We start from the raw sequence: 24,094 nt of genomic DNA on the forward strand, positions 1-24,094 counted from the left end.
GTGCCACCGGCGCCCCGGGCCCGGTATGTGCGGGTCATGGCCGGGGTTTTCCCTGCTCTTTGTTCCGGATCATGGCGCGCTCTGCGACGATCCGATGATCGTCGCCCCGACGCGGTGGGCGGCGCGTCGCAGGGGAGAGACCGGCATGGCCGTTCGGCCCGAGGACAGTGTCGTCCGGGCGAAGTGGGGAGTGTGGTCCGCCTGGGACCGGGAGACCTGGATGGTGGTCTCCGGCGGGGTGCTGGGGGCGCTGTTCGCGAGCATGGGGCTGGCGGTGCTGTTCGGCCCGGCGAACGGGTTCGGCGGCGACAGCCTCGCGTACATGGGGATCATCAGCATCCTGGGGCTGATGCCCTGCGGCGCGGGCTTCGTCTGGGCGCTGATCCACCCGAGGGCCGGGTTCCCGTCGGCCGCCGTCGGGGCGGTACTGGGGCTCGGGATCTTCGTCGGCTTCGCCGGGGACGGCCTCAACGACTCCTGGAAGGCGCCGCTGGACCGGCCGTCGACGATCCGCGCGGTGGGCAGCTGGACCAGCGGGGACCTGGTGGTCCGGGCCCGGCCGGACCTGGTGGTGGCGTACCGCCGGACGACCGGGGCCGTCGCCTGGCACTGGGCCCCGCCCGGGGAGGACACGGTGTGCGCGATGAGCCGGACGACCGGGCCTGACGGCACGGGCCGCGGCGGCGCCCTCGGCCTGATCGGCCACGCGCCGCACGACAAGCCGTGCTCCGCCGTCACCGCGCTCGACCTCTCCGACGGCAGGGAGGGCTGGACCGCCGCCGTGGACGCGCCCGCCCGGGACGGGGACGACGCGACTCCGGACGTGGTCGCGGTGGCCGGGCAGCAGGCCCTCCTCCAGGAGAAGGCCGGCTGGCGCGCCGTACGGCTGGCCGACGGCCGGGACGTCTGGCGCGGCGCGGCCGACCCGGGCTGCACCCCGCTGCAGGTCGCGGGCGGGCCCGGGGACGCCGTCACGGTCGCGCAGTGCGGCGCCGCGCCGCCCGTGCTGCGCTCGCTGGCCCCGGCGGACGGCCGGGAGCAGCGGCGGATCGCGCTGCCCGCGGCGGGCGGGCTGAAGAACCTCGCGGTGGTGTCGGTCGACCCGCTCGCGGTGTGGGTGGACGCCCAGGCCGAGCGCGGCACCCACGCGGTGCTCAGCTACGACCGGACCGGCCGGCAGCGGGCGGTGATACCGGTCGCCGGGGACGAGTACGACCTGGACGTGATGCTGGGCGGGCTGCACGCCTTCGACGAGTTCAGCGCCCGGCCGCTGTTCGGCGGGGTGGTGGTCGGGGACCTGTTCGTCGTACCGGGGGAGAAGCCCGGCGACATCGGCATCAGCGGTGGCAAGCACCCGAGCCGCACCGCCACCGGCCGGCTGCTGGCGTACTCGCTGACGGACGGCGGCAAGCGGTGGACGGCGGGGCTGGACGACCAGGTGACCGGCCTGGTGGTGGACGGCGGCTCGGTGTGGGCGATGACCCGGGGCCGGGTGACCAGGGTGGAGGCGGCGACCGGGCGGCAGAGCGCCGTGCTGGACGTCAACGACACCGCGTCGCTCTATCCGGTGGACCTGTCGGTGTCGGACGCTGAGCGGTTCACGGTGGTCGCGGAGGACGGGACACGGGACGAGCCGCCGGTGCGGGCGATGAGCTGACGGGGCCGGGACGGGGCCCGCCGCCGACGGACCTGACCCTTTCGGGTGGTTGTGTCAGTCTGGTGGGGGAGCACCGCCGAGACCGGGAGACTCGTGATGGCCGAGATCAGGGTGAACGGGGTGGCGCTGCACTACGAGGCCCGTGGCGAGGGCCCCGGCGTCGTCCTGGTGCACGGTTCCTGGAGCGACGCGGACTCCTGGGCGCGGGTGCTGCCCGGCCTGGCGGAGTCCACCACCGCGGTCGCCTACGACCGCCGGGGGCACAGCCGCAGCGAGGACCCGCTCACCCAGGGTTCGGTGCACGAGGACGCGGCCGACCTGGCCGGGCTGATCCACGAGCTGGGCCTCGCGCCCGCCTTCGCCTACGGCGACTCCTACGGCGCCCTGGTCGTCCTCCGGCTCGCCGCCGCCCGGCCCGACCTGCTGCGCGGGATCGCCGTGCACGAGCCGCCGGGCACCGGCATCCTGCTCGCCGACCCGGACCTGCGACCGCTCGGCACCGGCTTCGCCGACCGGATCGCCGCCGTCCGGGAGCTGCTGGAACAGGCCGAGTCGGCGGCCGCCGCCGAACTGTACGTGGACAGCCTCGCCTTCGGCCCCGGCGCCTGGGAGCAGCTGCCCGCGCCGGTCCGGCACAGCTACATCCGCAACGCGCCCACCTACCTGGACGAGCTGCGCGACCCGGACGCGCTCGACCTCGACCTCATCGGGCTCGCCCGCTTCGGCGAGCCCGCGCTGCTCACCCAGAGCGACGAGAGCGCGCCGATGTTCGGCGAGGTGCTGGACCTCATCGACCTCACCTTGCCCAAGGCGGAACGCCACCTGTACGGCGGCGCCGGGCACGCCCCGCACCTGTCGCAGCCGGAGGAGTGGGTGCGGGTGGTGCTGCCGCGGGCGCTGCTCTGAGACTGCCGCGGCTTCCGCGATTGATGTGACGGTGCGTCACCGTCACTGGCTCCGTCGGGGATTCGCTCCTGGTCGAATCCCCGGATAACCGCTCGCCTTCGCCGTCGTCCCGGGCGCAGGCTACTTCCGTGCCCGCGTCAGTACGGACGCGGTGCGAGCGGAAGGACTCACATGACGAGCACGCGCGGCCGCATCGCCGCCCTGCTGGGCGCCGTCGCGGTGGTCGCCGGCACCACGCTGGCCACTCCCGCGGCCGCCACGGCCGACACACTCGCCACGGCCAGGCCAGGCGGCGGGATCGCCGGGCAGGCGCCCTGCCCGGACGCGCCCGAGTTCACCTGCGGGACCCTCACCGTCCCGCTCGACCACAGCGGCGCCGTCCCCGGCACCCTCGACCTCGCGGTGGCCGTCGCCGGGAACACCGCGGCCCCCAAGGGCGACCTGCTGTTCCTCACCGGCGGCCCCGGCCAGCCCGGCGTCCCGCTGATGAAGCGGATCGCCGGCAAGATGGCGCCCGTCCTCAAGGACTACCGCCTGGTGATGTACGACCAGCGCGGCACCGGCGCCCGTGCGCTCCAGTGCCCGGGCCTCCAGGAGGACATGGGTTCCTCCGACCTCGCCGTGCCGCGCAAGCAGTCGATCGCCGACTGCGCCGCCACCCTGGGCCCCAACGCCCGTTTCTACAGCACCGCGGACACCGTCGCCGACATCGACCGGCTGCGCGGTGCCCTCGGTGACCGGCGGCTGACCCTCGACGGCGTCTCGTACGGCACCCTCGTCGCCGAGCGGTACGCGCTCGCCCACCCGGCGCACGTGGCCCGGCTGGTGCTCGACTCGGTGGTGCCGCAGCAGGGCTACGACCCGCTCGACCTGGCCGCGCTGCCCGCCAGTGCCCGGGTGCTGCGGGCCGCCTGCCAGGCCACCGGCTGCACCACCGACCCGGCCGCCGACCTGGCCGCCACCGTCCGGCGGTACGGCAACGGGGCGCAGGTCCTGGACGCCCTCACCAGCTACGAGTTCACCGACCCGAACTACGGCGGGGTCCCGGAGGCGCTGCACGAGGCCGCCGGCGGGCAGCCCGCCAAGCTCCAGGCCTTCATCGAGACCGTCCACCGGGACGACGCGGCCCCGGCCGAGGCGCTCAGCCAGGGCCTGCACGCCGCCACCGTCTGCGCGGACTCGCGCTTCCCGTGGGGCAGCACGGACACCCCGGTCGCGGGCCGGGCGGCCGCGCTGGAGCGCACCCGGCAGCGGCTGACCGCCGAGCAGACCTGGCCGTACGACGCGGCGACCGCGACCGGGCTCGGCAGCCAACTGGTCTGCCTGGACTGGCCGCGCGAGCAGGTGCCGCCGATCCCGCCGGCGCACCGCAGGCTGCCGAACGTGCCGGTGCTGCTGCTCGGCGGCGACCGGGACCTGTCCACGCCGAACGAGTGGCTGTACCAGCAGGCGGAGCTGGCGCACGACCCGCAGGTCGTGATCGTCCCGGGTGCGGCGCACTCGGTGCAGACCCGGGCGGCCGACCCGGCCGGGCGGCAGGCGGTGTACGACTTCCTGCTCAAGTAGCGGGGGCCGTCGGCGGGTTGCGGCCGACGGTGGACCGCCGCCGGCGGTGGGCCGTTCCGAGCAGGGGACGGAACGGCTCGCCGCCGCGCTACGGCCCGGCCGCGCCCCAGCCGTCGTCGGGCAGGGAGCGGTCGGGCTCGGGGCAGTCGAGGTGTTCGTAGCCCCACAGCAACGCCTTGTGCAGCGCCCACGCCTCCAGCGGCGGCCCGTCCTGGGACGCCCGGTTCGTCAGGACCAGCTCCACCCGGACCTCCTCGGCCGGCGAGAACAGCAGATTCCGCTGGTCCGGGAGGTTCTCGTACGTCACCGTCTGCCAGCTGTGGCCGGTGGCGGTCAGCGCCGCCATCAGGTCGGCCTCGGAGACGTGGGTGTCGAGCGTCGCCGAACCGCCGCCCGGCTGCGGGAGGTCGAGCTCTCCCTGCCAGACCGGCAGGGAGAGCGAGTGGAGCCGGCGGCAGCGGCAGAACACCGTCCGCACATCGCCCCAGCAGAAGGCGTGCGGCCACCGGTCGCCCCGGTGGATGCCGCCGCCGTCCCACGGATCGCCGTAGTGGACGGCGAGTTCGGGCAGCGAGGCGCCGTAGCGCAGCTCGCCGAGGCCGCCGGTGGTGGCCAGGACGGTGACGAGCGGGAGGAAGCCGGTCAGCCCAGGCACTCGCGCACCGCCTCGATCAGGCGGTTCGCCCGGGCGTCGCCGTGGCCGATCATCCGGTTGGCGACATAGGCGAAGCCGACGCCGAACTCGTCGTCCCCGAAGGCGAACTGGCCGCCGGCGCCGTCGTTGCCGAAGCTGCGCGCGCCGAGCAGCGGGCGGAAAGCGGGGGAGTCGAGCAGCAGCCCGGAGCCCCAGCGGGCGCCCATGTCGAAGCCCAGGAAGCCCGCCCCGGAGGAGACTTCGCGCACCGCGCCGGTCACGGTGTCGGGCGAGAGCAGGCGGGGCGCGCCGTCCAGTCCGGTGGCCGCCGCCGCGTAGAGGCCCGCCAGGCCGGTGGCGGAGGCGACGGCGCCCGCGCCGGGCAGCTCGATCGCGTGCAGCGCCGGGTCGTTCCAGCCGTGCGGCACATCCAGGCCGGGGAAGACCAGGGCGCCGTTCATGGTGACGATCCGGGTCAGCAGGTGCTCCGGGCCGGGCATCGGACGGCGGCCCTCGGCCTCCACCAGCCGGGCCAGGCGGGGGAGTTCGCTCTCCGGCAGGCCGATCCAGACCGGCAGGCCGAGCGGCTCGGCGATCTCCTTGCGCAGGAACGCGCCCGGGGTCAGCCCGGTGATCCGGCGGATCACCTCGCCGACCGCGAAGCCGAGCACATGGCCGTGGTACTCGTACGCGGTGCCCGGCTCCCAGAGCGGCTGCTGCGCCTCGATCGCCCGGACCACCGGATCCCAGGCGGCGACCTCCTCGAAGGAGAGCGCCGCGTCCAGGGCGGGGATGCCGGCCCGGTGGCCGAGGATCATCCGGGTGGTGACGTCCTGCTTGCCGTTGCGGGCGAACTCCGGCCAGTAGCGGGCGACCGGCGCGTCCAGGTCGAGCCGGCCCCGCTCGGCGAGCAGGTGGGCGCTGATGCTCACCGGGCCCTTGGCACAGGAGAAGACGGGCACGAGGGTGTCCTGCGTCCAGGCCCGCCCGGTGCGCTCGTCGGCCGTGCCGCCCCACAGCTCGACCACCTTCCGGCCCCCGGCGAACACCGTGACGGCGGCGCCCAGCTCGGGGAACCCGGCGAAGTTGGCGGCGAAGACGTCCGCGACGGCGCCGAAGCGCTCGTCGGCCCAGCCCTGGTGCTGCTGCATGATGTGGTGCCCCGTTCTGCCCAGTTCCGCCCTCAAGATCGACCGAACCACGCTACGGGAGCCCGGCGCCCCTGACGAGGGGATTTCACCAGGCCGGGACGGGTGGGACGGATGTGGCAGACTCGCCGGTCGATGAGGAGGAGGACAGCGGGTGGATCGCGAGGCGCGGACGGCGCTCACGGCGCTCTGGGAGCGGCGGTGGCCCGGCACGGAGCCCGTCGGGTACGAGCTCGGCGGGGCGCGGGACGTCTGGGTACGGTTCCACAGCCTGCCGGAGTCCAAGCGCTACCCCGACGACGAGCGCGAGTACGCGATCGTGCTGGAGCGCCACAACACCGTGCTGGACGAGCTGTTCGCGGGCGCCGAGGTGTACGTCCTCACCCCGCGGTGGTCGAGTCGGGAGAGCGCCCCCCGGATGCGCCGGGACGCGAAGCACTGGCGGACCTGGCTCCAGACCGACGACCCCGAGCCGGAGTTCCGCACCTACTGCCACGTCTTCGTGGAGCGGCGGCGGTGGCGGCGCGGCGGCCTGGACGGGCTGCTGCGGCGCGTCGCCGACGACCGGGAGGGCGGGGTGATCATCGCCGGCCCCGGCCTGCGGCGGCTGTACCACCCGTACGACGGCGGGGCGGACGTCTACCTGGCGTCGACGGAGGAACGGGACCGGCTGAAGGAGCGGCACGCCGGGTGGCTGTCGGGGCACCCGAACGGCCTGTGAGCGGCCGCGCCGGGCGGACGGCTTGCCCTCACCGCCGTCCGCCGCGCACAGTGTCCGGAGCGCGTTGACGATCACGCGCCCCGGCAGCCCGGCTGCCGCAGTGAGCGAGGGAGCGACACATGGCCGTCAGTCTGAGCAAGGTCGAGCAGAGCGCGCCCGCGCTGGTGAGCCTCTACAAGACGGCCGGCGCCTCGGTGGAGCGGCGCGGGCTGAACGGCCAGCGGGTGGCGGTGTACCTGGTGGTCGACTACTCCGGCTCGATGCGGCCCTACTACAAGGACGGCAGCGTCCAGGCGCTCGCGGACCGGGTCCTGGGGCTGTCGGCCCACCTGGACGACGACGGGACCGTGCCGGTCGTCTTCTTCTCCACCGAGGTCGACGCCCAGGCCGAGATCGCCCTGGAGGACCACGCGGGCTGGATCGACCGGATCGTCGCGGGCCTCGGCCACATGGGCAGGACCAGCTACCACCTGGCGATGGACGCGGTCATCCGGCACTACCGGGAGAGCGGAGCAACGGACCCGGCCTTCGTGCTGTTCCAGACGGACGGCGGCCCGATCAGCAAGCCCGCGGCGGAGAAGAAGCTCTGCGAGGCGGCGACGCTGCCGATCTTCTGGCAGTTCATCGGCTTTGGCGACCCGGACAGCCGGCAGTTCGACTTCCTGCGGAAGCTGGACGAACTGCCCGTCCCGGAGAAGCGGCCGATCGACAACGCGGGCTTCGTCCACCTGGGGCGCGACCCCCGGACGGTCTCCGACGACGAGCTGTACGACCTGCTGCTCACCGAGCTGCCGAGCTGGCTGGTGGCCGCCCGGGCCCAGGGCATCGTCCCGGACGGCCCGGCGCTGCGGCCGCCGGTCGGCGCCGCGGCCGAGGAGCAGCCGCAGCGCCGGGGCTTCTGGGCCACGCTGACCGAGGGACTGGGGAAGCGGGGCCGCCGCGGTCGGTAACCCGACGGCGTCGGGACCAGGCGCTCTCTTCCGGATCACGCCGCGCGCCCGGCATGATCCGAAAGAGAGGGCCTAGACCGCGGGGACCATCCCGAGCAGCTCGCTCAGGCGGCGGACCGTGGCGGGCGACTCGCGGTGCAGGCCGGCGATGTCGAGGCCCTCGTCTCCCAGAATCATCAGCAGCGCCTGCTCCCCGATCGCCAGCACCACGACGTAGCCGCTGGTGCAGCGGGTGACCACGTCGCGCAGGCCGCCCACGCCGACCTCGGCCGCGGTGCGCCGGCCGAGGCCGAGCATGGCGGCGGACAGGGCGGCGGCCGACTCGGGGTGGACGGCGGCCGTGTCGGCGGCCACCAACAGGCCGTCGGTGGTGGAGACGACACTCTCCGAGATGCCCATGACCCGGTCGCGGAGGGACTTCAACTCGTCGACCAGCACGGCGGTCGGTGTCTGGCTGCTCATGGTGCGCTCTTCTCGCTCTGCTCGGTCGTCTCGGTACGCGCGGTGTGCTCGGCGCGGTGTGCGTTCGGTGGACCGTCGGAAGCGGCCGCCGCTCCCTCGGATCGGGCGGGCAGGCCGCCGGGGCCGCCCGGACCACCCGCGCCGCGTCCGCTGCGGACGCGGCGCGGCAGCGGCCCGGTGTCGGCCGGCGGCGGTTCGCTCGTCGGCGTGCGCGGGGCCACGCTCGGTGCCAGGGGCCCCGGGTGAGCCGGTTCCCGGTGGAGCAGGTGCCGGGCGTCCATCCGTACGACGTCGAGGAGCACGGCGAACACACCGCGTCCCAGGGCGAAGCCGAGGTCGCGCGCGGTGCGGCGGCCGGTGGCGGCGGCCAGGATCTCCCGGTAGCGGACCGGGATCCGCAGCGCGCCGGACTCGGCCCGGGCGGCAGGACGGATCCGGATGCGGGCCAGTTCGCCGGGCGGTCCCCAGAGGCGGGTCAGCAGGGCCGTCCGCCGGGCGGTCTCCTCGAAGAGTCGCTCCGGCTCGATGCCCGGGCGCAGCGCGATCCTGGCAGGCGGCGCCGCCTCGGCCGTCTCCCAACTGCCGGGCGGGCTCAGCACCAGGGCGAAGGCTCCGTCGAAGGCGGCGGCGGCGCAGACGGCTTCGAGCTCGGCGGCGCCGATCGACCCCTGAGCCACCAGGGCCGCGCCGAGGTCGCCGCCCCAGGTCGGGGGAGCGTCGGTCGGTCGGCCGATGGACGCGGCCGTCTCGGCGGACGCCCACTCCTCCTCGCCGACGCGCCGGGACTTCAGCAGCAGGGTCGCGGCGGTCGGGGCCCCGGGGGTCTCGATCGCCGCGACCAGACCCTGCTCCAGGTGGATCGTGCCGCCCGGTGCGCTGGAGACGGTGACCGAGCCGGTGAACTCCGTCCGGCGCAGCGCGAGCAGCAGTGCGGGCACGTTGCGCGCGGTGGGTGGAGCCGGCGTCGTGGGAGTCGCGGGCACGGCGGGCGGCGCCGTGCCGCGGGACGGGTCGGTCATGCCAGCAAGTCCTGCGCGCGGTCGGCGGTCTGGCGGAGGGCCAGTGCCAGGTTGGTCCGTTCCCGGTCCAGCACGGTGGCCAGCAGCAGGGGGTCGCCCTTCCGGGACAGCACCTGGACGACCTGGTGATGGCGGGTGCTGGTGACCACCAGGCTCTCCAACTCGCTCTCCGCCCCTGCCTCGTACAGCCGCTCGCCGATCAGGTTGGTCAGCTCGGCGAGTTCGGCCCCGGTCCCGAGCAGCCGGTGGTCCCCGGCGGACTGGTAGCTGAGACCCGTGACGGCGTCGACGAGCGCGGCACCGACCACTCCGGGGGAGCCGAGCACATCGGAGAGGGAAGCGTCGAGTGCGCGCACCAGTACCCCTTCACGTTCTGAACCCCGGCAGCGTACTTTATTCCATCATTTTCACGAGGCGACCACAACCGGCGGCTTCTTGCTATTTTGTTCCCGCACACGGGAGTTCTGCCCGGAAGTCACGCAAAGGACGAACAGCGCATGAACATTGACGAGGCACTCAAGGACGCGATGGCCATCGAGGGGGCCATCGGAGTGGCCGTGGCCGACCACGAGAGCGGTATGTCACTCGGGTTCCTCGGCGGGGGGCAGCAGCTCGACCTGGAGATTGCGGCCGCCGCCAACACCGAGGTCGTTCGTGCGAAGATACGCGCCCTGGCCGCGCTGTCGATCGATGATGTCATCGAGGACGTCCTGATCACCCTCGGCACCCAGTACCACCTGATCCGCCCGCTGACCCGCGGTCACGGCTCGCTCTTCCTCTACCTGGCGCTGGACCGCTCGCGGGCCAACCTCGCGCTCGCCCGGCACGGTCTCAAGCGCATCGAGGCCGCTCTCGACATCTAGCGGGGCCGGGCCGGCCGCCCGGGTGTCCGCGCCCCGTCCGGACGCCCTGACCGGACGCCCTGCCCGAAGGCCCGCGCGGGCCGCGTTTCGCGCGCGGAATTCCGGACGGAGCGAATGCGCGGCGTGACGAAGCGGCTACGGAGATCCGTCCGCGGGAATCGGGCCGCGAATATCGCGGGTGTGCGCCCGGCACGGAAATGCGTGACTTTCCGATGACTGGGCGTCATATTCGCCCCGGCTGTTCCGGCCGGCGGCGGAGCGCCGGAATACCGTGGTCGAACCGCCGGAGCGCCGGTGTTTCGGCGGTGCCGCGGACCGGGCAACTCCCGGTGATCCCGACGGTTCTGATGCCCTGCTATGGTCCGGACCCGTGACGGACGGGGTGCGGAACCAGTACGAGGCGATGCGCGGGCACTTCCACCGGGCCGCGGGGCAGCACGGATTCACGCTCGATCCCGCCCAGGAGTTGCCGGTCGAACGACTCAGTCGGCTGGCCGGCGAGCTGGCCCACCCGGCCTGGCGGCTGCGCCGCAGTCCGCGGCACCTCTACCTCTGGGGCCCGGTCGGCCGCGGCAAGAGCTGGCTGGTGGACACCTTCCTCGAGGGGCTGCCGACCCCGCGCAAGCGGCGGCTGCACTTCCACGACTTCTTCCGCCGACTGCACGAGGGTGTCGCCCACCACTCCGAGAGCCGGAGCGCGGACGGCGCGGCGGTGGACCGGGCCGTGGACGAGCTGCTCGGCAACTGCCGGATCCTCGTCTTCGACGAGTTCCACGCCCACGACGCGGGTGACGCGATGCTGGTCGCCCGTCTCCTCCGCACCCTGCTGGACCGGCGGATCACCCTTGTCACCACGTCCAACTACCCGCCCGCCGGGCTGATGCCCGACCCGCTGTACCACCACCTCTTCGAGCCGACGATCAGGCTGATCGAGGAGCGGATGGACGTGCTCGACGTCTCCGGGCCGGTCGACTTCCGGCGGCAGCCCCGGTCGGAGCGCGCTCACGGGTTCGACCTCGGCGCCCGTCTCCGCCCCGGCGACGAGCCCTCGGCCGGTCTCACCCCGCCCGGGCCCGAGGAAGCGGGTCCGGTGGCCGCCCACCGCCGTGAGCTGTCGGCCCGGGCGGCCCGCGAGGACCACGTGTGGTTCGGCTTCCAGGAGCTGTGCGAGGGCCTCACCTCCGTCGCGGACTACCTCGCACTCGTCGACCGCTTCCCCACCGTCGTCCTCGACGGCGTCCCACCGCTCGCCGAGGCGTCCCCCGACGGCCGTCGGCGCTTCGCCAACCTGGTCGACGTCTGCTGTGACCGCGACGTCCGCCTGGTCCTGATCGGCGCCGATCCGCTCGCCGGCCTCGCCACCGGCTCCACCCTCATGCGCGACCTCGACCGCACAGCCAGTCGCCTCGCCCTCCTCCGCCCGCCGGTTCGGGAGGCCGCCGGCTGAGCGCCCGCCGGGCGACCGGCGGGAACGGAGAAGTCCTGCCGGAGTGCCAGGACTTGCCCGGTCGATCACGCCGGCCCTGGAGGGGGGTTGCTCGCCCGGCGCCTTGGCGAACCGGCGTGCCAGGCCGGGGCGGAGTCCGGTAGCGTGCGCGAAGGAGTGCCGGGAAGCCTGGTCGGCGATCGAGGGACAGCTGTGTCCGCGAGCCGGTCCGGGGGTGGTGTGCGTGGCGCTCGACGCGAGGTCCGCCGGCGCGCCGCCGGCCCGGCCGCGGCTGGGTACCCGCCGCTCCTCGCGCGGACCCGCTCAGGCCGTACGCATCGCTCACGGGGCTTCGGCGAGCTCCGGACAGACTCCGAGAACCGCGACACCGTCCGGCGTTCCGACCGCCCGGTACCGTCCGACCCCGGAAGGGGCGGGGCGGCACGCCCCGGCGACGGCGACCCGGGGGTTCCGGCCGCGCACCGGACCGGGGGGAGAACCGTCATGACCCACCGTCCCTCACCATGGACCCGCACCGGCGGCGCGCTGCTCGCCGTCGCGGCGCTGGCCCCGGCGGCGGCCGCCTGGTACGTGTTCACCGTCGTGCTGCCGGACGACGCCGAGCGGTACCGCTCGTACACGGCCGCCGTGGCCTGCCCGGCCGGGAGCCCGGGCGCGGGGGTCGAGGAGTGCGTGCGCACCGTGCCGTTCACCGTCAGCGGCACGGTCGTCCGCAACGCGGGCAAGAGCTCCGAGTTCCGGGCGACGCTGGACGGCGCGCCGTTCTGGAGCGGCGAGGTGGGGTTCGCCGACGGCGGGCCGCTGCTGGACGCACTGAAGCCCGGAGACCGGGTGGACGGCACGGTGTGGCGCGGCCGGGTGATGCGCCTGGAACGGGCCGGTGTCGCGCAGGCCTCGTACGACGAGCCCCGCGACGAGGGGCAGTTCACCGCCGGGGTGGGCACGTTCGCCGCGCTGCTGGCGGTGCTCGCCGCCGTCCTGGGCGCGCTGCGGTTCACCGGCCGCCCCGGCGACGTCACCCTCGACCTCGCCCGGTCGCTCGTCCTGTGGACGCTGCTCGCCTGCGGAGTGCCCGCGGTGCTCGCGTCCGTGACCGGCCTGCCGTGGTGGACGGTGCCGGCCGCGGCCGTCCCGGCGGCGCTGCTCGCGGCGGAGGCGGTGCGGCGCCGGAACCGGGGGAGGACCCCGGGGGGACCCCGCCGGCTGCCCGCTTGATCGACGACCGTCCCCGCTTGCGCCCGCCCGTCCCTGCTCGCACCGGCCCGTACCCGATCCCGGCCGTCGGACAATGTTTCGGCCGGATGAGGAACGGTGTCGCTACCGTCTACCGAGCCCGTGGCCTGGGCAGGCTCGGGCTGACAGTGCTAGCGAAAGGGGCCGATGATGGCCGCAGTTCACGAATCCGTCCTCGACGCGATCGGCGGGACGCCGCTGATCCGGCTGGCCCGGCTCGGCGCCGGGATCGCCGCGCCGATCTACGCCAAGGCCGAGTTCCTCAACATCGGCGGCAGCGTCAAGGACCGCGCCGCGCTCTCGATGGTGCTGGCCGCCGAGCGGGACGGCCTGCTGAAGCCGGGCGGGACGATCATCGAGGCGACCAGCGGGAACACCGGCATCGGCCTGGCGATCGTCGGGCGGCAGCGCGGGTACCGGGTGATCGCCGGGGTGGCCGACAAGTCGTCGGCCGAGAAGTCGGACATCCTGCGGGCGTACGGGGCGGAGGTCGTCCTCGCGCCGACCGCCGTGCCGGCCGAGGACCCGAGGCACCTGTTCAACGTCGTGCAGCGGCTGGCCGAGGAGATCCCCGGTGCCTGGCTCGCCAACCAGTACGACAACCTGGCCAATCCGGACGCCCACATCCGGACCACCGGCCCCGAGATCTGGGAGCAGACCGGCGGCCGGGTGACCCACTTCGTCGCCGGCGTCGGTACCGGCGGCACCATCACCGGCACCGGCGGCTTCCTCAAGGAGACCTCCGGCGGCGCCGTGACCGTGGTCGGCGCGGACCCGGAGTCCTCCACGTACGGGGGCGGCGACGGCAGCCCGTGGTACGTCGAGAGCATCGGGCACTACCTCCACCCCGACACCGTCGAGGACCGCATGCCGCAGGCCCTGCGTACGGAGCTGATCGACTCCTACGAGCGGATCCCGGACCGCGAGGCGCTGCTGGCCGCCCGTCGCCTCTCCCGCGAGGAGGGCCTGCTGGCCGGCCCGTCCTCCGGCGCGGCCGTGGCGGCGGCGCTGCGGGTGGCGCGCCGGCTCGGGCCGGACGACCTGGTCGTGGTGGTGCTGCCGGACTCGGGGCGCTCCTACCTGTCCAAGGTGCACAGCGACGCGTGGATGCGGGAGTGGGGCTTCCTGGAGGAGGCGGCGGACGGCCTGCGGCCGCTGCTCGACGCCGCCGCGCCGCTGGTGACGGTGGCCGCCGGCGCGACCGTGGGCGAGGCGCTGGAGGCGCTGGGCGGTGCGCCGGGCGGCGTGGCCCCGGCGGTGCTGGCGCGGGCGGCGCGCCCGTACGGGGTGGCCGCGACGGAGGTGGTCGGCTCGGTCTCCCGGGCCGCGCTGGCGGCGGCGCTCGCGGACGGCGCCGCCAAGCCGGGCGACCCGCTGGGCGGGCTGATCGGGCCGGCGCTGCCGACGGTCGGCGTCGGGCAGTCGGCGGCCGACGCGCGGACGGCGCTCGGGAGGACGCACCGGGCGGTCATGGTCCTGGTGGACGGGCGGGTGGCCGGGGTGCTGCCGAGGGAGGCGGTGGCCTAACCCCCTTCGACTGTCTCCTGGGCGCCCCCTTCGGCGGGTGCCAGGATCGCCGAGATCACCCGGTCCAGGGTGCGGTCGAAGGCCCGGTCCGGGTCGGCGGGCGGGCCGGTGGTGGCGAACGCCTGGGCCAGGTGCGGGAATTCGCCGCTCGCCGCCGCCTGGCCGAGGTAACCGACCAGCTCCGCCTGCCACTTGGCGCCCGCCGCGGCCGTCTGCTCGTACTGGGCGAACTGGCCGACGAAGCCGTTGAACAGCGCCATCGCCTCCATCCGGGCGCCCCCGCCGAGGCCGGTGGGGGCGGTGACGGCGAGGAAGTGGTCGGTGTAGCGCAGGGCGTTGGGGCCGATGCTGGGGCGGACCAGCACCAGTGCGGGCAGCCAGGGGTGGCGGCGGGAGAGGCCGAGCTGCTGGTGGGCCAGGTCGGCGAGGTCGGCCCGGACGTCACCGCTCGGCGCGGGCGGGAAGCGGTACTCGCCGGCGACCGCGTCGAGCATCAGGTCGAGCAGGTGCTCCTTCTTCGGCACGTAGTTGTAGAGCGACATGGTGCCCGCGCCGAGCGCCGCCGCGACCCGGCGCATGGAGACCGCGTCCAGGCCCTCGGCGTCGGCGATCGCGATGGCCGCGGCGGCGATCGAGTCCCGGCTGTGGGCCGGGCGCGGGCCGCGGCCGGTGCGCTCGGGGCGCAGCCAGATCACTTCGGGGGCCTCGGGGGGCGTGGGCCTGTCGGGCTGTTCCGACTGTTCCGGCTGGTCGGGGCCGGTGGGGGACTTGCTGGACGGCACTGGAAGATCACCTCGCCCTCCCATCTTAGATACGTACGGCGTACGTAGTACGATGGCGCCCAAGCGCGCTTCTACGTACGCTGTACCTAGAGAAGGGCAGAGCCATGTCCGACACCGCCCGACCCGCCGCCGGCGCGGCGCCCGCCATCGAGATGACGGGCGTGCGGAAACGCTTCGGCGCCACCGAGGCCCTGCGCGGCCTCGACCTCACCGTCCCGGCCGGCACCGTCTGCGGCCTGCTCGGCCCCAACGGCGCCGGCAAGACCACCGCCGTCCGCGTCCTCGCCACCCTGGTCGCCCCCGACCGCGGCACCGCCCGGGTCGCCGGACACGACGTCGTCCGCGCCGCCGAGGACGTCCGGCGCGCCATCGGCCTCGCCGGGCAGCACGCCGCCGTCGACGAGGGCGTCACCGGCCGCGACAACCTCCGGCTGTTCGGCCGGCTGCACCACCTCGGCGCCCGCCGGGCCCGGGAGCGCGCCGACGAACTGCTCACCCGCTTCGACCTCACCGAGGCCGCCGACCGGCTCGTGCGCACCTACTCCGGCGGCATGCGCCGGCGCCTCGACCTCATCGCCAGCCTGGTCACCAGCCCGCCGGTGCTCTTCCTGGACGAGCCCACCACCGGGCTCGACCCGCGCAGCCGGCAGGCGATCTGGGACACCGTCAAGGAGCTGGCGGACGCCGGCACCACCGTGCTGCTCACCACCCAGTACCTGGAGGAGGCCGACCGGCTCGCCGACGACATCGTGGTGATCGACCACGGCGCCGCCATCGCCACCGGCCCGCCGGACCGGCTCAAGGCCGCGATCGGCAGCCAGGTCTCCGTCACCCTGGCCGACCCCGGGCAGCTCGCCGCCACCGCCGTGGTGCTGTCCTCGATGACCGGCGGCGACGCGCGGGTGGACGTCGCCGAGCGGACCGTCACGGTGCTGACGACGCCCGGCGTGTCCGTCCTGCTGCCCTCGCTGGTACGGGAGTTGGACGGCGCGGGGGTCGTCGCCGAGGACGTCGCGGTGCGGGCGCCCTCGCTGGACGACGTGTTCCTCGCGCTCACCCAGGAGTCCGCGGACGCCGGGAGGGCCGCCTGATGACCGCCGCCGCACTCGCGCCCCCGCGCCCGTCCGCCGTCCCGCGCCCGTCCACCGCCCGGCGGCTCGCCTCCGGCACCTGGACCTCGATGCTCCGCGTCCTGCTCAACTACCGCCACTCGCCGGGCCTGTTGGCCGCCTCGCTGGGCGTGCCGGTGGTGATGGTGGTGGTCTTCGGGTACGTCTTCGGCAGCGCCATGCAGGTCCCCGGGGGCGGCGGCTACCGGGAGTTCCTGATGCCCGGCCTGTTCGCCATGGTGGCCACCAACGGCGTCATGCCCACCATGGTCGGCGCCGCCCGCGACGTCGGGCGCGGGGTCACCGACCGGCTGCGCTCCATGCCCGTCTCCCGCACCGGACTGCTGCTCGGACAGGCCCTCGCCGACCTGCTGGTCAGCGTCGTCGTCCTGGCGCTGCTGGCGCTGGTCGGGCTCGCCACGGGCTGGCGCGTCCGGCACGGACTCGCCGACGCGGCCGGGGCGTTCGCACTGCTGCTGCTCTTCCGCTTCGTGATGACCTGGGTCGGCACCGTGCTCGGCCTGACCATCGGCAAGGAGGAGGCGGCCGGCCAACTGTCCGCCGCGGTCATCCCGTTGGCGATGGTCACCAACGCCTACGTGCCGACCGGCGGCATGCCCGGCTGGCTGCGGTTCCTCGCCGACTGGAACCCGGTCAGCTCCGTCGTCCAGGCCTGCCGGGAGCTGTTCGGCAACCCCTCGGCGGCCGGGTCCGCCTGGCCGACGCAGCACGCCGTGCTCGCCGCGCTGCTCTGGAGCGCCGTGCTACTCGCGGGCTGCATGCCGCTCGCCGTACGGAAGTTCGCCACCCACGGGCGGTGATCCGCCAGCTTGCGGCACGCCCCCCTAATGTGCTGGACAGCGGGGCCGGTGTGGTCTTGGGTGGGGCGCCATGGAGTACACCCACCTCGGCCGCACCGGCCTGACCGTCTCCCGCCTCTGCCTCGGCACCATGAACTTCGGCCCCCACACCGAGGAGGCCGAGGCCCACCGCCTCATGGACGCCGCCCACGAGCACGGCATCAACTTCTTCGACACCGCCAACACGTACGGCCGCGACCGCGAGGGCCGGCTGCGCGGGCGTACCGAGGAGATCATCGGCCGCTGGTTCGCCAAGGGCGGCGGCCGCCGCGAGCGCACCGTCCTCGCCACCAAGGTCTACGGCGACATGGGGGACTGGCCCAACGAGAGCAGGCTCTCCGCGGTCGCCGTCCGCAAGGCCGTCGAGGCCAGCCTGCGCCGCCTCCAGACCGACCACATCGACCTCTACCAGATGCACCACATCGACCGGGCCACGCCCTGGGAGGAGATCTGGCAGGCGATGGAGGTCCTGGTCGCCCAGGGCAAGGTCGTCTACGTGGGCTCCAGCAACTTCGCCGGCTGGCACATCGCCCAGGCCCAGGAGACCGCCCGCGCCCGCCACTTCCTCGGCCTGGTCAGCGAGCAGTCCCTCTACAACCTGCTCGACCGGGCGGTCGAACTCGAGGTCGTCCCCGCCCTCCAGCACTACGGCCTCGGGCTGATCCCGTGGTCCCCGCTGCGCAGCGGCCTGCTCGGCGGCGTCCTGCGCAAGGAGCGCGAGGGCACCCGGGACCGCAGCGGCATGGCCCTCGCGAGCGAACTCCTCGCCAAGCACCGCGACCGCATCCAGGCCTACGAGGACCTCGCCGCCGAACTCGGCGCCGACCCCGCCGACCTCGCCCTCGCCTGGCTCCTCTCCCGCCCCGTCGTCACCGCCCCCATCATCGGCCCCCGCACCCGGGCCCACCTCGACGCCGCCGTCGGCGCGCTCGACCTCAAGCTCGACCAGAAGACCCTCGACCACCTCGACGAGCTCTTCCCGGGCCACCGCCCCGCCCCGGAGGACTACGCCTGGTAGTCCGCCCGCGCCCCGGCTTCGGCCCGGCCCCGGCCGGTGCCTCCGTCGCGCCCCCGGCGGCCGTGGAAGACGGCCTGGCCGGGGGCGCGGCTGTGGTAGCAAGGCAGGCATGAGGGAGCGGGAGCAGGAACGGGAGCGGGCGCGGAAGCGGGGCGGGGGCCGGGGGGCGTACCACCACGGGGCGTTGCCGGAGGCGTTGGTGGCGGCGGCGTTCGAGGTGCTGGACGAGCAGGGGCAGGAGAAGGTCAGCGTGCGGGAGGTGGCGCGCCGGGCCGGGGTGTCGGCGGGGGCGCCGTTCCGTCACTTCGCCGACCGGCAGGCGCTGTTGACCGCGCTGGCGGACCGGGTGCTGGCGGACTTCGTGCGCTGGCAGGAGGCCCAGGTGGCGGCCGCCGGGCCGGACGGCAGGTCGGTGATGCGGGCGATCGGGCTGGGGGTCGTCCGGTACGTGCTACGCCATCCGCGGCGGTTCGAGCTGGTGCGCTCGCGGGTGTTCGCCGCCTCGCGGGATCCGGAGCTGAGCGAGCGGCTGGACGGCATCGACCGGGTGTTCACGGACCTGATCGTCGCGGACCAGGAGGCGGGCCTGCTGCGCCCCGGGGATCCGGCGCTGGTCGGGCTGGCCGGGCAGGCGCTGGTGTACGGGCTGGCGCAGATGATCCTGGACGGCTACCTGCCGGCCGCGGCGGCGGAGGAGCTGGCCTGCCAGGTGATGGACACCTTCGGCCAGGGGATCGCCAACCATCCTTCGCCGTAACCGAATTGTGCGCCGGACGAGCCTTGACCGGGCCATTCCGCGCTGATGTAGTCACCGATTACATCGGCACGGGCACGGGAGGCAGAGATGTCCTTGTTCGCCAAGCCGCAGCCGGGCTACACCACGGCCGCCGCCACCGGCGACACCGTGGTGCTGCTGATCGGCATGCGGATCAACCGCTTCTGGGCCGTGCACCACTGGGGCCCGGTGATGTTCTCGATGCTCCGGATGCTGTACGAGCTGCGCCGCGCCCCCGAGCGCGGCCTGCGCGGCCGCGTCCTGCTGACCGCCTCGCCGCGCACCTACTACGTCGTCCAGTACTGGGAGTCGAAGGAGAAGCTGTACGGCTACGCGAGCGCGCCGGACGGCTTCCACCACACCGTGTGGGGCATCGTCAACCGCAAGCTGCGGCAGGGGAAGACGCGCGGCCACGTCGGGCTCTGGCACGAGACGTACATCGTGCCGCAGGGCGGGTACGAGGCGATCTACTTCGACATGCCGCCGTTCGGCCTGGCCGGCGCCACCGGCTCGCTGCCGCTGGAGGCGCGCGGCCGGCGGGCGTCCCAGCGGCTGGCCTACCGGGAGCCGGAGTCCGGTGGGGTGGAGCCGGCCGAGGCCGGGCCCGGCGCCTGAGTACGGCCGCGCAGGGAGTGTCGTGAGCCGCCCGGCCGCCGCGCCGTGAGAGCGTCGGGGGATGGTGGATCGGGGCGACGCGCGGCCGGAGGCGCCGGCGCGGCCGGTACGGGTGGTGCACGAGGTGCCGTACCGCGCGCAGTGGGAGTCGGCGGAGCTGGTGCGGGAGATCGTCGACGGGCGGCTGGACGCGTCCGCCGACCCGCGCTGGGGGCAGTCCGGAGCGGCCACCGCGGAGGAGTACGCGTGGTGGTCCTGGCGGCTGTGCGGGGTGGCCTGCCTGCGGATGGCACTGGCGCACTGGTGGGGCGTGAACCCGGCGGCGATGGCGCTCGCGGAGGAGTGCCTGGCGGCCGGCGCGTACCTGCGGGACGGCGACGGCCTGCGCGGACTGATCCACGCGCCGTTCGCCGGGTACGTCGAGCGGCGCTGGGGACTGGCCGCGCGGGCCCGGGAGTTGACGCCCGAGGAGGTGTCGGCCGAGGTGGTCGGCGGCCGGCTGGTGATGGTCTCGGTGCACCCGTCGATCCGGGAGCCGTACGGGCCGGAGCCGGTGCGGCGCGGCGGGCACCTGGTGCTGGCGGTGGGCGCCACGGACACGGCGCTGCTGGTCCACAACCCCTCCGGGTTCCCGGGGGAGTCGCAGGCCTTCGCGCGCGTGCCGTGGCGGTCGTTCGGGCGGTTCTACGCCGGGCGGGCGATCGTGCTCGGCCCGCCCGGGGCGCTCTCGTCCTGAGGGCGCGGACGGGCCTTGGCGGCGTCCTCGGCCTGAGGCCGCAGGCGGGCCCTGGCGGCGCCCTCGTCCCGACGTCGCGGGCCGGGCGGGCCGGCCGTCACTGGTTGTCCGGCAGCCCCATCGGGTTGATCGGCAGCTCGCTGCGACAGAGCGCCGAGATCGGCTTCAACGCCGCCGCCAGCCGGTCGAGTTCGGCGCGCGGGTAGTCGTCCCAGACCCGGGCGGCGGCCAGGTCGGTGGCGGCCTCCAGGGTCTGGTGGCGGATCCGGCCGAGCTCGGTGACCGTCCCCTCGGCGGTCAGCCAGCCGCGCTCGACCAGGCGCTCGGCGGCCGCCTCCCACTCGGCGTCCGTCCACCCGCGCAGCGGCTGGATCATCTCGCGCCGCATGTCCATCGCGCAGCGGACCACCAGCGCCTCGCAGCCGTCCAGCCCGGCCGCCACCAGGGCGGCCACGTGGCCGTCGCCGCGGTGCTCGCGCATCACGGTGGCGGCCTGCCAGAGCCGCTCGTAGAGGCCGCTCGGGCGGGGGAGCGCGGCGTTGGCGGCGGCCAGCACCCGGCCGGCGCAGTCCAGCCGGGTGGCGGCCTGCTCCAGGGTCTCGGCGACCAGCTCCACCTGGTTCTTGTCCACGTGCTCCAGCAGCCGGCCCAGGATCGTCGCCGAGGCCTTCAGTCGAACGGCCAGCGCCTCCTCCGGGCTCGCGTGGTTCCACACCTCCGGCAGGGCCCGCTCGACCATCGCCGGAGCGAAGTTGAAGAACGCGGCGGTGACCGGCGGGGCGTCCACCGCGCCGAGCGGGGCCGCGCGGGTGGCGAAGTAGCCGTGCAGGCGGCCGTGCAGACCGGCCTCCTCGAAGGCGGATCGGCCCTCGGGCAGGAAGTAGGTGACGGCGTGCACCGGCTCGAAGAGCCACCACAACGCGCGGGCGGGGTGGACGAGATCGGTCATCGAGGGACCTTCCTCGGACGGAGCCCCGGGCGGGCCGGGGCGCTCGGCTGGTCGGGACGACGGCCCGGCGGGAGCCGCGGCGGATGCGTGGACCGTTCACGCGGCAGGAGCGTGGACCGTTCACCTGGCAGGTGCGTGGACCGTACAAGGGCTGATGACCACGGGGAAGGCCCCGGTAACCCCCGAGGGGGTGTGATGACGGTCACGCGGGGGCGGCGCCGTGCGGTCGGCGGCGGCACGTCACGGGATGATGGGATGAGGTGCCCGCTCCGGGGGCGCCGAGCCCTCGCAAGCCCTCGTACGAAGGTAGTCGGTCATGGCCCAGATCAACCCCAGCATCCTGTCCGCGGACTTCGCCCGGCTCGCCGACGAGGCCGAGGCCGTCCGGGGTTCCGACTGGCTGCACGTGGACGTCATGGACAACCACTTCGTGCCCAACCTCACCCTCGGTGTCCCGGTGGTCGAGTCGCTCGCCCGCGCCACCGACATCCCGCTCGACCTCCACCTGATGATCGAGGACCCGGACCGCTGGGCCCCGCAGTACGTCGAGGCCGGCGCCGGCTCGGTCACCTTCCACGTCGAGGCCGCCGCCGCGCCCGTCCGCCTCGCCCGCGAGATCCGCGCCAAGGGCGCCCGCGCCTCGATGGCGCTCAAGCCCGGCACCCCGATCGAGCCGTACGAGGACCTGCTGCCCGAGCTCGACATGGTGCTGATCATGACCGTCGAGCCCGGCTTCGGCGGCCAGGCCTTCCTGGACATCATGCTGCCGAAGATCCGCCGCACCCGGGAGCTGATCGCCAAGCACGACCTGGAGCTGTGGCTCCAGGTGGACGGCGGCGTCGCGGCGAGCACGATCGAGCGCTGCTCGGAGGCGGGCGCGGACGTGTTCGTGGCCGGCTCGGCGGTGTACGGGGCCGAGGACCCGGCCGAGGCGGTCCGCAACCTGCGGGGGCTCGCCGAGAAGGCGGCGGCCGACGCCTGGTGGGCCTGCGGGCACTGAGCGCCCCGGGGTCCGGCGGCCCGTCGCCGGTGACGGCGCCGCCGGATGGCCGGGCACGGGTGGAGGAACCCCGCACCGTGGCGGATGATCGGTGACGGTGTCCTCCGTGATCGGTGACGGTGTCCTCCGAGGAGCCGAGGACCCCGCCCGGCCCCTCTCCGTACGGTGGTGGAACCGCGATGAGCAACCTCGACCTCAAGCCGGCCCCGACCAGCTGCGGCCGCGAGGCCGGCACCGGCCCGGCGAAGGACCTGCTGACGGCCCGTCAGTTCCCGCTCGGCGCAGGCACGGTGGTCCGCCGCCTGCTGCCCAACCTCGGCCGCCGGATGGTCGGAGCCTGGTGCTTCGTGGACCACTACGGCCCCGACGACATCGCCGACGAGTCCGGCATGCAGGTCCCGCCGCACCCGCACATGGGCCTCCAGACGGTCAGCTGGCTCCACCAGGGCGAGGTGCTGCACCGCGACAGCCTGGGCAGCCTCCAGACCGTCCGGCCGTACGAGCTGGGCCTGATGACCTCCGGCCGGGCGATCTCCCACTCCGAGGAGTCCCCCCGCCCGCACGCCCGCCACCTGCACGGCGCCCAGCTCTGGGTCGCCCTCCCGGAGGCCGGCCTCCACCTCGCCCCCGCCTTCGAGCACCACCCCGACCTGCCCGTGGTCACCGCCCCGGGCCTGCGCGCCACCGTCATCCTCGGCACCCTCGACACCGCCACCTCGCCCGGCACCACCCACACCCCGCTGGTCGGCGCCGACCTCGCCCTCACCGGCGGCGCGGACCTCCGCCTCCCGCTCGTCCCCGACTTCGAGTACGCCGTCCTCGCCATGTCCGGCCGCGTCGACGTCGACGGCGTCCCGGTCGAGCCCGGCTCCATGCTCTACCTCGGCTGCGGCCGCCCCGACCTCCCCCTCCGCGCCGACGGCGACGCCGCCGTCCTCCTCCTCGGCGGCGAGCCCTTCGACGAGAAGATCGTCATGTGGTGGAACTTCATCGGCCGCACCACCGACGACATCGCCCAGGCCCGCACCGACTGGATGACCGGCACCCGCTTCGGCGAGGTCCACGGCTACGCCGGCGCCCGCCTCCCCGCCCCGGAACTCCCCACCGTCCCCCTCAAGGCCCGCGGCCGCGAGCGCTGACCCGGCGGTTCACGCGGTGGGCGAGGGCGCCGTTCGCGGCCGGAACCGACGGGGACGGCGTCGGCTGGGGGCGGGCAGCCTGATTTCCGTCGGCCGACTACTACAATGCGGAATCCAGGAACGCGGATATCAGGATCAGGGTGGGGGACGAATGGTGGCAACAGAAGACTCGGTCATGGTCGATCGCGACGCCTACCTCGATGTCCGCTCCCGCAGCGCGTCCGTCTTCGACCTCGACGCCAGACTGCCCGGCCAGGTTTTCCGGGAGGACGCGGGGGATTCGCTGTTCTGCGAGTTCGACGCGGTCCTCACCCGGGAGTTCTGGCCGACGCTCTGCGCGATGGCCCGGTGGCACGGCGACGACCGCATCGACCTGCTGGTTCTCAAGCCCGGTGCCGACGAGTTCTACCTTCCGGAGTGTGGGACGTACCCGGCGGTGTCGCTGTCCGTCGACGCGGGCATGGACGACTACTGGGAGAGGATCGGCTTCACGTCGGACGATGATTTCGCGGAGTCGATCGCGGTTTCCGCCAATGTCATCGCGGTGACCGGCCCTTCCGGACGGTGGGGGTGCTGGGGCGAGAGGGATCCCGAGGTCGCGGTTTTCCGGGGTTTTCCGGATGCGGCCACGCGGAACGAATGGCGCGAGCGGTTCGGACCCTTCCTCGAGGTGTCGGGCGCACTGGAGTCGTATGTCTCGATGGCCTTTTGGCTCCATGGCATCCCGGACGCCTTCGCGGCGGCCCTGACCGCCAACTACGGAGGTCTGAACGGCGGAATGCCGTAATACAAGGGGGATTCACCGGCGTCGTTGACGCTTCCGTGGCGTTCCGGGTCAAGGCTCCTGCCGACCCGCGGGGCACATGTAGGGGACGAGGCCGCCCATGCGGGCGGCCTCGTCCCCTGCTGTCCTTCGTCAGGTCGGCCGCGTGGCGTGCCCGGCCTTTGTCTCTTGTCGGCCGGGGATTTCGGACAGGG

General features: G+C 74.4%; 24 protein-coding genes and 1 pseudogene. 18 read left to right on the forward strand and 7 right to left on the reverse strand.

All coding sequences use genetic code 11. The features are described from left to right. Positions 1-145: 145 nt before the first annotated feature. The 3 genes from ACFVXH_RS13645 to ACFVXH_RS13655 all read left to right on the forward strand — a co-directional run bounded on the left by ACFVXH_RS13645 (position 146) and on the right by ACFVXH_RS13655 (position 4,129). Positions 146-1,657, forward strand: coding sequence for a PQQ-binding-like beta-propeller repeat protein (locus ACFVXH_RS13645; RefSeq protein WP_380741146.1), 1,512 nt, complete (start codon positions 146-148; stop codon positions 1,655-1,657). 96 nt (positions 1,658-1,753) lie between these two features. Beyond that, on the forward strand, positions 1,754-2,563 hold the full coding sequence (locus tag ACFVXH_RS13650) for an alpha/beta fold hydrolase (protein WP_049654204.1): 810 nt from the start codon (positions 1,754-1,756) through the stop codon (positions 2,561-2,563). A gap of 171 nt (positions 2,564-2,734) precedes the next feature. After that, the gene (locus ACFVXH_RS13655; RefSeq protein WP_375875518.1) at positions 2,735-4,129 is read left to right on the forward strand and encodes an alpha/beta hydrolase; all 1,395 of its coding nucleotides are present in this window, start codon (positions 2,735-2,737) and stop codon (positions 4,127-4,129) included. An 88-nt stretch (positions 4,130-4,217) separates the two neighbouring features. On the opposite strand, the gene ACFVXH_RS13660 is transcribed toward ACFVXH_RS13655, so the two are convergent. Together ACFVXH_RS13660 and ACFVXH_RS13665 are read right to left on the reverse strand one after the other, a co-directional pair. Beyond that, positions 4,218-4,784, reverse strand: a complete 567-nt coding sequence (locus tag ACFVXH_RS13660) for a hypothetical protein (protein ID WP_074002410.1) — start codon at positions 4,782-4,784, stop codon at positions 4,218-4,220. Next, positions 4,772-5,914 (reverse strand): serine hydrolase domain-containing protein, encoded by a 1,143-nt coding sequence (locus tag ACFVXH_RS13665; protein ID WP_387823021.1) that lies wholly within the window; start codon positions 5,912-5,914, stop codon positions 4,772-4,774. The genes ACFVXH_RS13660 and ACFVXH_RS13665 overlap by 13 nt, the downstream gene beginning before the upstream one ends. A 151-nt stretch (positions 5,915-6,065) precedes the next feature. Here ACFVXH_RS13665 and ACFVXH_RS13670 point away from each other — a divergent pair, with 151 nt between their 5' ends. Both ACFVXH_RS13670 and ACFVXH_RS13675 read left to right on the forward strand, forming a co-directional pair. Continuing rightward, positions 6,066-6,632 carry a hypothetical protein gene (locus tag ACFVXH_RS13670; protein ID WP_181970525.1) on the forward strand — a complete coding sequence of 189 codons (567 nt, stop codon included), beginning with the start codon at positions 6,066-6,068 and terminating at the stop codon, positions 6,630-6,632. Positions 6,633-6,751: 119 nt separating this feature from the next. Next, positions 6,752-7,462 (forward strand): annotated as a pseudogene (locus tag ACFVXH_RS13675) (vWA domain-containing protein); the annotation flags it as partial. A 192-nt stretch (positions 7,463-7,654) separates the two neighbouring features. Here ACFVXH_RS13675 and ACFVXH_RS13680 read toward each other — a convergent pair. The 3 genes from ACFVXH_RS13680 to ACFVXH_RS13690 are packed head-to-tail and all read right to left on the reverse strand — an operon-like array spanning position 7,655 to position 9,419. Next, positions 7,655-8,044, reverse strand: coding sequence for a roadblock/LC7 domain-containing protein (locus ACFVXH_RS13680; protein WP_049654211.1), 390 nt, complete (start codon positions 8,042-8,044; stop codon positions 7,655-7,657). Then, positions 8,041-9,063: a hypothetical protein gene (locus ACFVXH_RS13685; protein ID WP_387823024.1), complete on the reverse strand. Its 1,023-nt coding sequence runs from the start codon at positions 9,061-9,063 to the stop codon at positions 8,041-8,043. Before ACFVXH_RS13685 ends, ACFVXH_RS13680 begins: the two co-directional genes overlap by 4 nt. Continuing rightward, positions 9,060-9,419 carry a hypothetical protein gene (locus ACFVXH_RS13690; RefSeq protein WP_049654212.1) on the reverse strand — a complete coding sequence of 120 codons (360 nt, stop codon included), beginning with the start codon at positions 9,417-9,419 and terminating at the stop codon, positions 9,060-9,062. The genes ACFVXH_RS13685 and ACFVXH_RS13690 overlap by 4 nt, the downstream gene beginning before the upstream one ends. A gap of 141 nt (positions 9,420-9,560) precedes the next feature. Between ACFVXH_RS13690 and ACFVXH_RS13695 the strand changes: the two genes are divergently transcribed. The 4 genes from ACFVXH_RS13695 (at position 9,561) to ACFVXH_RS13710 (ending at position 14,133) form a co-directional block, all read left to right on the forward strand. Further along, positions 9,561-9,926 carry a hypothetical protein gene (locus tag ACFVXH_RS13695; RefSeq protein WP_049654214.1) on the forward strand — a complete coding sequence of 122 codons (366 nt, stop codon included), beginning with the start codon at positions 9,561-9,563 and terminating at the stop codon, positions 9,924-9,926. A 370-nt stretch (positions 9,927-10,296) separates the two neighbouring features. Continuing rightward, positions 10,297-11,373: a cell division protein ZapE gene (zapE, locus tag ACFVXH_RS13700; protein ID WP_387823029.1), complete on the forward strand. Its 1,077-nt coding sequence runs from the start codon at positions 10,297-10,299 to the stop codon at positions 11,371-11,373. A gap of 483 nt (positions 11,374-11,856) precedes the next feature. Next, positions 11,857-12,588, forward strand: coding sequence for a hypothetical protein (locus tag ACFVXH_RS13705; RefSeq protein ID WP_387823032.1), 732 nt, complete (start codon positions 11,857-11,859; stop codon positions 12,586-12,588). A gap of 168 nt (positions 12,589-12,756) precedes the next feature. Then, complete coding sequence (locus tag ACFVXH_RS13710; protein WP_380780519.1) at positions 12,757-14,133, forward strand: pyridoxal-phosphate dependent enzyme; 1,377 nt, start codon at positions 12,757-12,759, stop codon at positions 14,131-14,133. Here the strand turns inward: ACFVXH_RS13710 and ACFVXH_RS13715 are convergent. Beyond that, complete coding sequence (locus ACFVXH_RS13715; protein WP_234348181.1) at positions 14,130-14,915, reverse strand: TetR/AcrR family transcriptional regulator; 786 nt, start codon at positions 14,913-14,915, stop codon at positions 14,130-14,132. The two genes, ACFVXH_RS13710 and ACFVXH_RS13715, sit on opposite strands and share 4 nt — an antisense overlap. Before the next feature lie 104 nt (positions 14,916-15,019). Here ACFVXH_RS13715 and ACFVXH_RS13720 point away from each other — a divergent pair, with 104 nt between their 5' ends. From ACFVXH_RS13720 to ACFVXH_RS13745, 6 genes are all read left to right on the forward strand, one after another. Then, on the forward strand, positions 15,020-16,006 hold the full coding sequence (locus ACFVXH_RS13720; protein ID WP_375875524.1) for an ATP-binding cassette domain-containing protein: 987 nt from the start codon (positions 15,020-15,022) through the stop codon (positions 16,004-16,006). Further along, complete coding sequence (locus ACFVXH_RS13725; RefSeq protein ID WP_079272106.1) at positions 16,006-16,845, forward strand: ABC transporter permease; 840 nt, start codon at positions 16,006-16,008, stop codon at positions 16,843-16,845. Before ACFVXH_RS13720 ends, ACFVXH_RS13725 begins: the two co-directional genes overlap by 1 nt. 70 nt (positions 16,846-16,915) lie before the next feature. Continuing rightward, positions 16,916-17,902: an aldo/keto reductase gene (locus ACFVXH_RS13730; protein WP_387823037.1), complete on the forward strand. Its 987-nt coding sequence runs from the start codon at positions 16,916-16,918 to the stop codon at positions 17,900-17,902. Positions 17,903-18,011: 109 nt separating this feature from the next. Further along, positions 18,012-18,659 (forward strand): TetR/AcrR family transcriptional regulator, encoded by a 648-nt coding sequence (locus ACFVXH_RS13735; protein ID WP_380777825.1) that lies wholly within the window; start codon positions 18,012-18,014, stop codon positions 18,657-18,659. A 93-nt stretch (positions 18,660-18,752) separates the two neighbouring features. Further along, positions 18,753-19,292 carry a DUF4188 domain-containing protein gene (locus ACFVXH_RS13740; RefSeq protein WP_049649301.1) on the forward strand — a complete coding sequence of 180 codons (540 nt, stop codon included), beginning with the start codon at positions 18,753-18,755 and terminating at the stop codon, positions 19,290-19,292. A 61-nt stretch (positions 19,293-19,353) separates the two neighbouring features. Further along, positions 19,354-20,028 (forward strand): C39 family peptidase, encoded by a 675-nt coding sequence (locus ACFVXH_RS13745; RefSeq protein ID WP_387823041.1) that lies wholly within the window; start codon positions 19,354-19,356, stop codon positions 20,026-20,028. A gap of 97 nt (positions 20,029-20,125) precedes the next feature. Here the strand turns inward: ACFVXH_RS13745 and ACFVXH_RS13750 are convergent, their stop codons facing one another. Then, a complete protein-coding gene (locus ACFVXH_RS13750) occupies positions 20,126-20,977 on the reverse strand; it encodes a hypothetical protein (protein WP_049649292.1) in 852 nt (283 codons plus the stop codon). Positions 20,978-21,293: 316 nt separating this feature from the next. Here ACFVXH_RS13750 and rpe point away from each other — a divergent pair, with 316 nt between their 5' ends. The 3 genes from rpe to ACFVXH_RS13765 all read left to right on the forward strand — a co-directional run bounded on the left by rpe (position 21,294) and on the right by ACFVXH_RS13765 (position 23,903). After that, a complete protein-coding gene (rpe, locus tag ACFVXH_RS13755) occupies positions 21,294-21,977 on the forward strand; it encodes a ribulose-phosphate 3-epimerase (RefSeq protein ID WP_049649291.1) in 684 nt (227 codons plus the stop codon). 179 nt (positions 21,978-22,156) lie between these two features. Further along, positions 22,157-23,116, forward strand: coding sequence for a pirin family protein (locus tag ACFVXH_RS13760; protein ID WP_387823046.1), 960 nt, complete (start codon positions 22,157-22,159; stop codon positions 23,114-23,116). Positions 23,117-23,291: 175 nt separating this feature from the next. After that, a complete protein-coding gene (locus ACFVXH_RS13765) occupies positions 23,292-23,903 on the forward strand; it encodes a hypothetical protein (protein ID WP_387823049.1) in 612 nt (203 codons plus the stop codon). Positions 23,904-24,094: the final 191 nt, after the last annotated feature.

Origin of the sequence: Kitasatospora sp. NPDC058184, assembly GCF_042883725.1 — a bacterium.
Lineage (GTDB): Bacteria > Actinomycetota > Actinomycetes > Streptomycetales > Streptomycetaceae > Kitasatospora.